The following is an 8714-nucleotide window of genomic DNA, read 5'->3' on the forward strand; positions in this document are numbered from 1 at the left end:
ACGGGCACCGCGGCACCCCACGCCACCGGGCGGCCGTCGACCCGCACCGGGCAGGGGGCGCCGGTCACCGCGACGGTCACGGCCGCCGCGGTGCGCACGGCGCAGCCGTCGACGGTGGTCTCCAGCGTGGCGCGGCCGGGCGGGTTGCCGACGAGACGGTTGGCGAGCGCGTGCGCCGGCCGGTCCAGGGCGCCGGAGCGGCCGACGCCCAGGTGCGCGTGGCCGGGCCGGCCGAGGTCCTGCACGGTCGTCAGGGCGCCGGGCCGGACGACGGCCAGGGCGGGCGCGCCGCCGTCCCGGCGGTTGTCCGTTCCGGACGTGCGTCTGTCCGTTCCGGGCACCCGGCTGTCCGATTCGGTCCCGGTCATATCGCCACCTCGAACCGTACGCGGGTGCCGGGGGTCAGCAGCGCCGCCGGTTCCCGCGCGGCGTCCCACAGGACCGCGTCCGTCCGGCCGATGAGCTGCCATCCGCCGGGGGAGGAGCGGGGGTAGACGCCGGTGTACGGGCCTGCCAGGCCGACGGCGCCCGCGGGCACGGAGGTGCGGGGCGTGGCCCGGCGCGGCACGTGCAGGTGCTCCGGCAGGCCGGTCAGATAGCCGAAGCCGGGGGCGAACCCGCAGAAGGCGACGCGGAATTCGAGACCGGAGTGGAGGCGGGCGACCTCGTCCTCGGCGACCCCCCACAGGGCGGCGACCTCCGCGAGGTCGGCCCCGTCGTAGCGGACCGGCAGGACGACGGGCTCGCCGCCGGCGGCCGCGAGCGGCGGCACGTCCCAGTGCACGATGTCGGCGGCCAGGGCCTGCGGGTCGGCCAGGCCGTCGAGGAGGACGGTCCGCGCGGCCGGCACGATCTCGGTCACGGGCGGCAGGGTCCCGCCGGCGCGGCGCCGCAGCAGTTCGGCGTGCAGCGCCTGCGCCTCCTCGGTGCCCGCCACCTCGACGAGCAGGGCGTGCGGGCCGAAGCGCAGGGGGCGGCGGGGCGACGGGGCGTCCGCGCGGTGCCCGGTCATGCGAAGGCCTCGAGACGGACGCCCGCGGCCTCCAGCGCCGCGCGGACCCGGCGGGCGAGCTCCGCGGCGCCCGGCGTGTCGCCGTGGAGGCACAGGGAACGGGCCCGGACCGTGACCTCCTCGCCCGTCAGCGACGTGACGGCCGCCTCCCGGGCCATCCGCACGGAGCGGGCGACGACGGCGTCCGGGTCGAGGACGACCGCGCCGGGGGTCCGGCGCGGCACCAGGGTGCCGGCGGCCGTGTAGGCGCGGTCGGCGAACGCCTCGGTGACCACCGGCAGGCCGGCCCCGGCGGCGGCCTCGTGCAGCCGGGAGCCCGGCAGGCCCAGCACGGGCAGGGCCCCGCCCGCGCGCAGCACCCCGGCGACGACGGCCGCGGCCTGCTCGGCGTCGGCGACCGTGCGGTTGTAGAGCGCCCCGTGCGGCTTGACGTAGGCGACGTCCGAGCCGGCCGCGCGCGCGAAGGCGCGCAGGGCGCCGATCTGATAGGTGATCTCGTCGGCGAGCTCGTCCGGGGGCACGTCCATGGCGCGGCGCCCGAAGCCGGCCAGGTCGCGGTAGGAGACCTGCGCGCCGATGCGCACATCCCGCTCGGCGGCCCGCTCGCAGACCCGGCGCATGGTGGAGGGGTCGCCGGCGTGGAAGCCGCAGGCGACGTTCGCGCTCGTCACCACGGACAGCAGGGCCTCGTCGTCGGTCAGGCGCCAGCGCCCGAAGCCCTCCCCGAGGTCGGCGTTGAGGTCGAGCACGGCGGTGCCGTGGGCGTTCATGCGTTCTCCCCTTCCCGCTCCCGCAGAGCGCCCAGGATGAGCTCCAGGGCGTCGTCCAGATAGGTGGTCAGCTCGCTCTCCGCGCGCCCGTACTCGCCGTCCTCCAGGAGCGTCGCGAGGGCGCGGTTGCGCGCCAGGAAGGGCTCGTGGAAGCGGTGCGCCGAGGGCATCGCGTGGAAGGCCAGGCGCAGTTCGGCCATCAGCCGGTCCATCGCGGCGTCGATGCGCGGGCTGCCGGACAGGGCGGCCAGCGCGCGGTGGAAGCGCAGGTCGGCCGAGCCGACCTCCTGCCAGTCGCCCCCGGCGGCGGCGCGCTCGGCCCCGTCCACCGCCGCGGTCACGGCCTCGCGCAGCGGCCGTCCGGCCCCCGCGGCGGCCCGGACACCGGCGCACTCCAGGGCGGCGCGCACGCGGTAGATGTCGGTGACGTCGGCGGCGTCGACGACGCGGACGAAGACGCCGCGGTTGAGCCGGTGCACGACCAGGCTCTCGTGGATGAGCAGGCGGAACGCCTCGCGCAGCGTGTTGCGCGAGACCCCGAGGTCCCGGCCGAGGGCCTCTTCCGAGAGCCGGGTGCCGGGCGGCAGACCGCCGCCCTCGATGCGGTCGCGGAGCACGTCGGCCACGCGCTGCGCAGTGGACAGGGCCATCGTCATCCCCAATACCTATTGAGAATTGTTGAACAATATCTTAGCCTCCTCGCCATTCCCCCTCACCTGATCGAGTGAGGTCCGTCCGGGATCCCGGAAGGCGGAGCGCATGATCGTTCTCCTGGGCGTCCTCGTGGTCGTGCTCGGCTTCGCCACGAGACGCAACCCCCTGCTGGTGGTCGGGGCCGCCGGCATCGTCACCGGCCTCCTCGGCGGCCTCTCCCCCCAGCGCGTCCTGGCCGCCTTCGGCACCGGGTTTGCCTCCAGCCGCTCGGTGACGATCTTCGTGATCACGCTGCCCGTCATCGGCCTGCTCGAACACCACGGCCTCCAGGAACAGGCCCGCCGCCTGATCACCCGCTTCGCCGGGCTCACCGCGGGCCGCTTCCTCGCGCTCTACCTCCTGCTGCGCCAGATCGCGGCCGCCGTGGGCCTCAACAACGTCTTCGGGCACGCCCAGACCGTGCGGCCGCTCGCCGCGCCCATGGCCGAGGGCGCCGCCGAGCGCCGCCACGGGCCGCTGGGCGAGAAGGCCCGCGAGAAGGTGCGCTCGTTCGCCGCGAGCGCGGACAACGTCGGGCTCTTCTTCGGCGAGGACGTCTTCCTGGCCGTCGGCTCGATCCTGCTGATCACCGGCTTCGTCAACACCACGTACCACACGCACCTCGAACCGCTGCAGCTCGCGCTGTGGGCCGTTCCCACGGCCCTGTGCGCCCTCGCCGTCCACGGCTGGCGGCTGCTGCGGCTCGACCGCCAGTTGCTCGCGGGGGCCGGCGGGCCCGGCCGGAACGCCGAGCCCGGGGAGAACGTCAAGTGATCAAGGCGGAATGGTTCTACTGGCTGGTCGGCGGCATCTTCCTGGTGATGGCCGCGCAGATGCTCACCGACCGCACCAACCCCAAGCGCGTCGGCACCGCCGCCTTCTGGGGTCTGCTCGGCCTCGGGTTCATCTACGGCACCTGGGTCGCCGGCAAGTCGGCCCCGGCCGAGCCCCTGGGCGCGGCCGTCCTCGTCATGGTCTGCCTCGCGGGCTTCGGCTTCACCGGCCGCGGCAAGGGGACCGCGGCGACGCCCGGGCAGCGGGAGGCGCGGGCCGAGCGGTGGGGCAGCCGCCTCTTCGTCCCCGCGCTCACCATCCCCGTCGTCGCCCTGGTCTGCGCGGTCGGCGTCAAGAAGCTCTCCGTGGACGGTGAACCCGTCCTGCAGAAGGGCAGCGAGACCATCCTCGGGCTCGGCATCGGCGCCGTCGTCGCCCTCGCGGTGGGCATGGTGATGCTGCGCGAGAAGCGGATCTCGACGCCCGTGCACGCCGGGCGGTCCATGCTGGAGTCGATGGGCTGGGCCATGCTGCTGCCCCAGCTCCTCGCCACGCTCGGCACCATCTTCTCCGTCGCCGGCGTCGGCGACCAGGTCCGCAGGATGACCACCGCGGTGCTGCCCGACGGCTCCCTCTTCCTGGCCGTCGTCGTCTACTGCGTCGGGATGTTCCTGTTCACCGTCGTCATGGGCAACGGCTTCGCCGCCTTCCCCGTCATGACCGCGGCCGTCGGCTGGCCGGTCCTCGTCGTCCAGGAACACGGCAACGGCCCGGCCGTCCTCGCCATCGGGATGCTCGCCGGCTTCTGCGGCACGCTCGTGACGCCCATGGCCGCCAACTACAACATCGTCCCCGCGGCCCTGCTCGAACTGAAGGACCAGTACGGCCCCATCAAGGCGCAACTTCCCACGGCCGTCGCCCTGCTCGGCTGCAACATCGCCATCATGTACCTCTTCGCCGTCTGATTCGCCGTCCGACGGCCCAGGGAAGGGAACGACCCCCCATGACCCGCGTCCTGCTCACCGGCTTCGAACCCTTCGACGGAGAGGCCCTCAACCCGTCCTGGGAGGCCGTACGCGCGGCCGCGGCGAACCCGCCCGAGGGGATCGTCCTCTCCACCGCCCGGCTGCCCTGCACCTTCGGCGCCTCCCTCGACGCCCTGCGGGAGGCCGTCGAGCGCACCGTGCCCGACGTCGTGCTGTGCGTGGGGCAGGCGGGCGGCCGCCCCGACGTCACCGTCGAGCGCATCGCCGTCAACATCGACGACGCCCGCATCCCCGACAACGCCGGCGCGCAGCCCGTCGACGAGCCCGTCGTCCCCGGCGGCCCCGCCGCCTACTTCTCCACCCTGCCCGTCAAGGCGTGCGTCGCCGCCGTGCGGGACGCCGGCCTGCCCGCATCGGTCTCCCAGACCGCCGGCACCTTCGTCTGCAACCACGTCTTCTACGGCCTGATGCACCTCGCCGCCACCGAACGGCCCGGGCTGAGGGGCGGTTTCGTCCACGTCCCCTACAGCCCCGGGCAGGTCACCGACCGGGCCCTGCCCTCCCTGCCCGTCGCCGCCGTCGCCGAGGCACTCTGTGTGATCGCCGTCACCGCGGCCGGGTGCACCACGGACATCCGTGCGGAAGGCGGAGCCACACACTAGGGGCGGGGCGGGACATTCCGCCCGTGCCGTTTCGTCCGTTGTCCGTGCGACCGCCTACTCTGTGCGACGTGACTTCTCCAGCCCCGGCGGCCGCTCCGCCCCAGCTCAACGGGCCGTCGCGGCCGGCCCCGGGCCCGGCCGCCGACGAGGGCCTGGCCCGCCGCCTGCGCGCGCTCGCCTGCACCGCGCCGCTGCACGACCTGGACGCGCGCAAGGCCAACCTCGCGGGCGAGTACGGCGTCTACGCCATGGCGGAGGTGGCGCTCGCCGCCATCGACCTGGTCACGCTCAACATGGACTTCGACACCGGCGCCGACCACGAGCAGATAGTGGCCCGCCTGCAGCCGCGCGTCGCCGCACAGGCCCCCGGGCGCCCGCAGGCCGAGCACGAGCGGGTGGCCCGCTGGGTGCTGGAGAACCTCATCAACGTCGGCAGCGTCGACCGCGGCTTCCGCGCCGTCTACGGCACCTTCGGGGCCGACGGCGTCTACGTCCGCCGCGACTACGACTTCAAGCTCGTCGAGGAGGTCCCCGGCCCCGGCGGCACCGTCTTCCTCCGCACCACCGACGAGGCCGTCAACGTCCTCGTCGGCGCCCTCGACACCGACGTCACCAGCGCCCAGATCGCCGCCGAGGTGAAGCTGGAGGTCCTCATCAGCCGGGGCCGCCTCGCCGACGCCCAGCTCGCCGCCGAGCAGGCCCGCTACCGGACCGTGCAGTACGCGGAGACCCTCCGCAAGACCCTCGACGCCACCCGGCGCAACGTCCGCGCCGTCGACTGGCTGCGCGCCGTGCCCGACATGATCGCCGAAGCGCTCGACCACGTCGCCGGCCGCTACCGCCACGAGAACGCGATCCTCACCAACATCCGCAAGGCGCGCGACGAGGCCGAGGAGCCCGAGAACAAGCGTCGCGCCGCCGAGCTCGTCGACATCGTCAAGGACTGCATCCGCCGCCACACCCAGCTGCAGTCCCGCCTGCTGGAGGCCGGCCCGCTGTTCCGCGCCGAGCAGGACCGGCAGGCGTTCGCCACCTCCGCCGGCCGGGCCGGCCTCGACCTCTACGGGCAGCTCCTCGCCCCCGTGCTGCCGCTGCCGCTGGAGCAGGCCGGGCGCGTCACCGACGCCTTCTTCGCCCGCGGCACGGGCCTGCGCACGCCCGTCTCCGTCCGCGTCGGCGACCTCGTCGACATGCTGCTGACCCCGCCCGCCGAGCGCGAGCACCTCGGGGCGGAGATGCCCGAGCCGGACCTCATCGCCACGCCGGACGACAGCCGCTTCAGCGAGGAGCAGCTGGCGAGCGCCATGGAGCTGCTCAGCCTGCCGCCCGACGCCCCGCGGCGCCTCTCCGGCCTCCTCGCCGAGGCCCGCCGCCGCGACCCCGAACTGCCCTACCTCGTCGCCCTCCTCGCCGTCCACGCCGCGAGCCCCGCGGTCGGCACGGCCTACCGCCAGGGCGAGCAGTCCCTGCTCTTCGCCGTCGACGACGGCACGGTCCTCGACGACCCCGAATTCGGCGGCGCCGACCTCATCGTCGGCACGGCCCTCCTGGACGCGGCCGGAATGGCGGCGGACCGAGCGGAGGCATCATGACGGGCCGCCTGCGGCGGCCCCCGGCGACTTGCGGCCGCCCCGGCACCGCCGGACTGCGCCGTACGTCTTCTCGCCGTTGCGGCGGGGAGGAGCGCGTGGCGACCGGCACCCCGGCACGGGGAAGTCGGCCGCCGCAACGGCGGCCCCTGCGTGCCCGGGAAGCCGGGCCCTTCCTCCCGCCGCGACGGCGATCGGCCACGGCGTCGTATCCCGGCGGTGCCGGACCGGCCGCAAGTGCGCCGGATTCCGAGCCGCAGCGCAGCGCTTACCGCAAGATCTCATCCGCAGGAGCACACCGTGACTGAGTACGACGCCGAGGCCCCGGCCGATGAGCCCGGTGCGGGCGAACCCGGCGAGAGCGGCGAGGCGCGAGCGGCGAGCGGCACCGGCACCGTGACCCCGGCGGACGCCGCCGACGCCGCGCGCCTCATCGCCTTCGGGCTGCAGCCCAAGCTCGTGCCCGCACGGGACGCCGAGTACGCCGAGCTGCTCCGCCGCCACCGCGACGACCCCGCGTTCGCGCGCCTCGCGGACGCCGTCGCGGCCGGCCTCGGCCTGATCGTCCTGGAGGTGTCCACGCGCGCCGGCATGGCGGTGACCGCCGCGGAGGACTCCGTCTTCGCCGTCCGCATGGGCGACTACGCCCGCCGCGCCACCGCCGACTCCGGCGACCGCTTCCTGCACGGCCTCGCCCACCTCGCGGTCGCCGCCCTGGCCTTCCCGCGCCCGGAGGACCTTGCCGACGACGGCTACATCGGCCGGCTCACGGTCAACGGCGTGGACGCGTTCGTCCGGCAGGCGTGCCGCCGCCTGGAGGAGCGCGCCGCCGAGCAGGGCGAGAACACCGACCCGACGACGGACGCCCCCGGCCTGGAGGCCGCCTGGCGGGTCTACGCACGCCGCAGCGCGACCGGCGCCACCAAGGACGCCCGCCGCCTCGCCGGCTCCACCACGGGCATCATCGCCAAGGCCGTCGCCTTCCTCGTCGACTCCGGCTTCCTGCAGCGCACCGGCGACGACGCCGGCGGCGCCTACCGCACCACGGCCCGCTACCAGCTCCAGGTCCGCGACATGGCCGGCACCGCCGCCATGACCGAGCTGCTGGAGCTCGGCGTCGTGCCCGTGGGCGACGGCAGCGCGACCCTCCTCCCGCCGGACGGGGCCGACGCCCTCGACCTGGTCGCCGACGCCGGCCTGCCCTTCTTCGAAAACCAGCACAGCCACTCCGCCTGACCACCGTCCCGCCACACACGAGAGTCCGCCATGTACGAGCTGTCCCGGGTCCGCCTCTACTCCATCGGGCCCGCCGGTGCGCGCTACGCCGACACCGTGCTGGACCTCCGGGGCGTGGGCGCGCCCGTGCCCACGCCCGCGCCGACACAGGCGGAGTTCTTCGAGGAGGAGCCCGTCGGCCCGCCGCGCCGCCCCGCCCCGGCCGGCGTGCTCTTCCTGGAGAACGGCGGCGGCAAGTCCGTCCTCCTCAAGCTCATCTTCTCGGTCATGCTGCCCGGCCACCGCAACACCCTGGGCGGCGCCAGCTCCGGCGTGCTGCGCAAGTTCCTGCTGGCGGACGACTGCGGGCACGTGGCCCTGGAGTGGCAGCACGTCCTGACGGGCGAGACCATCGTGGTCGGCAAGGTCAGCGAGTGGCGCGGCCGCCAGGTCTCCAACGACCCGCGCAAGTTCGCCGAGGCCTGGTACTCCTTCCGCCCCGGCCCGGGCCTGAGCCTGGACGCGCTGCCCGTCGCCGAGTCCAGCGCGATGCGCTCCGCCGCGGACGGCAGCTCCGGCGCACGGGGACGGCGCCGCACGATGAAGGGCTTCCGCGACGCCCTCACCGAGGCCGGCAAGGCCTACCCCCACCTGGACGTGGTCTGGGAGGAGATCCACGAGCGCTGGAACGAGCACCTGGGCGAGCTCGGCCTGGACCCCGAACTCTTCCGCTACCAGCGCGAGATGAACGCCGACGAGGGCGAGGCCGCCGGCCTCTTCGCCGTCAAGAACGACTCGGACTTCACCGACCTGCTGCTGCGCGCGGTCACCGACACCCGCGACACCGACGGCCTCGCCGACCTCGTGCACGGCTTCGCCCACAAGCTCGGCCGCCGCGCCGAGCTCACCGCCGAGCGGGACTTCACCGCCGGCTCCCTCGACCTGCTGTCCCGCATCGCCGAGGCGGCCGTCAAGCGCGAGCAGGCCCGCGGCGTGCACGCCGGCTCCGAGCG

Annotated in this window: 8 protein-coding genes and 2 pseudogenes; 6 read left to right on the forward strand and 4 right to left on the reverse strand. The window is 74.9% G+C overall.

Features of this window, described 5'->3' with window-relative positions; translation table 11 throughout:
• The 4 genes and pseudogenes from V7793_RS28055 to V7793_RS28070 all read right to left on the reverse strand — a co-directional run.
• Window positions 1-368, reverse strand: a pseudogene (locus tag V7793_RS28055) (hypothetical protein); the annotation flags it as partial.
• Window positions 365-1012 (reverse strand): 5-oxoprolinase subunit B family protein, encoded by a 648-nt coding sequence (locus V7793_RS28060; RefSeq protein ID WP_336011403.1) that lies wholly within the window; start codon window positions 1010-1012, stop codon window positions 365-367. The gene V7793_RS28060 and the pseudogene V7793_RS28055, both read right to left, overlap by 4 nt.
• On the reverse strand, window positions 1009-1782 hold the full coding sequence (locus V7793_RS28065; RefSeq protein ID WP_336011406.1) for a LamB/YcsF family protein: 774 nt from the start codon (window positions 1780-1782) through the stop codon (window positions 1009-1011). The genes V7793_RS28060 and V7793_RS28065 overlap by 4 nt, the downstream gene beginning before the upstream one ends.
• Window positions 1779-2438, reverse strand: coding sequence for a GntR family transcriptional regulator (locus V7793_RS28070; protein ID WP_336011409.1), 660 nt, complete (start codon window positions 2436-2438; stop codon window positions 1779-1781). Before V7793_RS28070 ends, V7793_RS28065 begins: the two co-directional genes overlap by 4 nt.
• Window positions 2439-2541: 103 nt before the next feature.
• Here V7793_RS28070 and V7793_RS28075 point away from each other — a divergent pair, with 103 nt between their 5' ends.
• From V7793_RS28075 to V7793_RS28100, 6 genes and pseudogenes are all read left to right on the forward strand, one after another.
• Window positions 2542-3249 (forward strand): DUF969 domain-containing protein, encoded by a 708-nt coding sequence (locus V7793_RS28075; protein WP_336011412.1) that lies wholly within the window; start codon window positions 2542-2544, stop codon window positions 3247-3249.
• Window positions 3246-4214: a DUF979 domain-containing protein gene (locus V7793_RS28080; RefSeq protein ID WP_336011414.1), complete on the forward strand. Its 969-nt coding sequence runs from the start codon at window positions 3246-3248 to the stop codon at window positions 4212-4214. The genes V7793_RS28075 and V7793_RS28080 overlap by 4 nt, the downstream gene beginning before the upstream one ends.
• 38 nt (window positions 4215-4252) lie before the next feature.
• Window positions 4253-4897: a pyroglutamyl-peptidase I gene (gene pcp / locus V7793_RS28085; RefSeq protein WP_336011416.1), complete on the forward strand. Its 645-nt coding sequence runs from the start codon at window positions 4253-4255 to the stop codon at window positions 4895-4897.
• Window positions 4898-4965: 68 nt separating this feature from the next.
• Window positions 4966-6489 (forward strand): hypothetical protein, encoded by a 1524-nt coding sequence (locus V7793_RS28090; RefSeq protein WP_336011419.1) that lies wholly within the window; start codon window positions 4966-4968, stop codon window positions 6487-6489.
• 297 nt (window positions 6490-6786) lie between these two features.
• Entirely contained in the window at window positions 6787-7722 is a 936-nt protein-coding gene (locus V7793_RS28095; protein ID WP_336011422.1) for a hypothetical protein, read from the forward strand.
• 30 nt (window positions 7723-7752) lie between these two features.
• A pseudogene (locus V7793_RS28100) lies at window positions 7753-8714 on the forward strand (hypothetical protein); the annotation flags it as partial.

The organism is Streptomyces sp. KLMMK, assembly GCF_036961605.1.
Classification (GTDB): Bacteria; Actinomycetota; Actinomycetes; order Streptomycetales; family Streptomycetaceae; genus Streptomyces; species Streptomyces telluris.

Coding starts and splice junctions, on each gene's coding strand:
- pcp (WP_336011416.1), top strand. CDS start 4,253: ATGACCCGCGTCCTGCTCACCGGCTTCGAACCCTTCGACGGAGAGGCC.
- V7793_RS28075 (WP_336011412.1), top strand. CDS start 2,542: ATGATCGTTCTCCTGGGCGTCCTCGTGGTCGTGCTCGGCTTCGCCACG.
- V7793_RS28060 (WP_336011403.1), bottom strand. CDS start 1,012: ATGACCGGGCACCGCGCGGACGCCCCGTCGCCCCGCCGCCCCCTGCGC.
- V7793_RS28070 (WP_336011409.1), bottom strand. CDS start 2,438: ATGACGATGGCCCTGTCCACTGCGCAGCGCGTGGCCGACGTGCTCCGC.
- V7793_RS28065 (WP_336011406.1), bottom strand. CDS start 1,782: ATGAACGCCCACGGCACCGCCGTGCTCGACCTCAACGCCGACCTCGGG.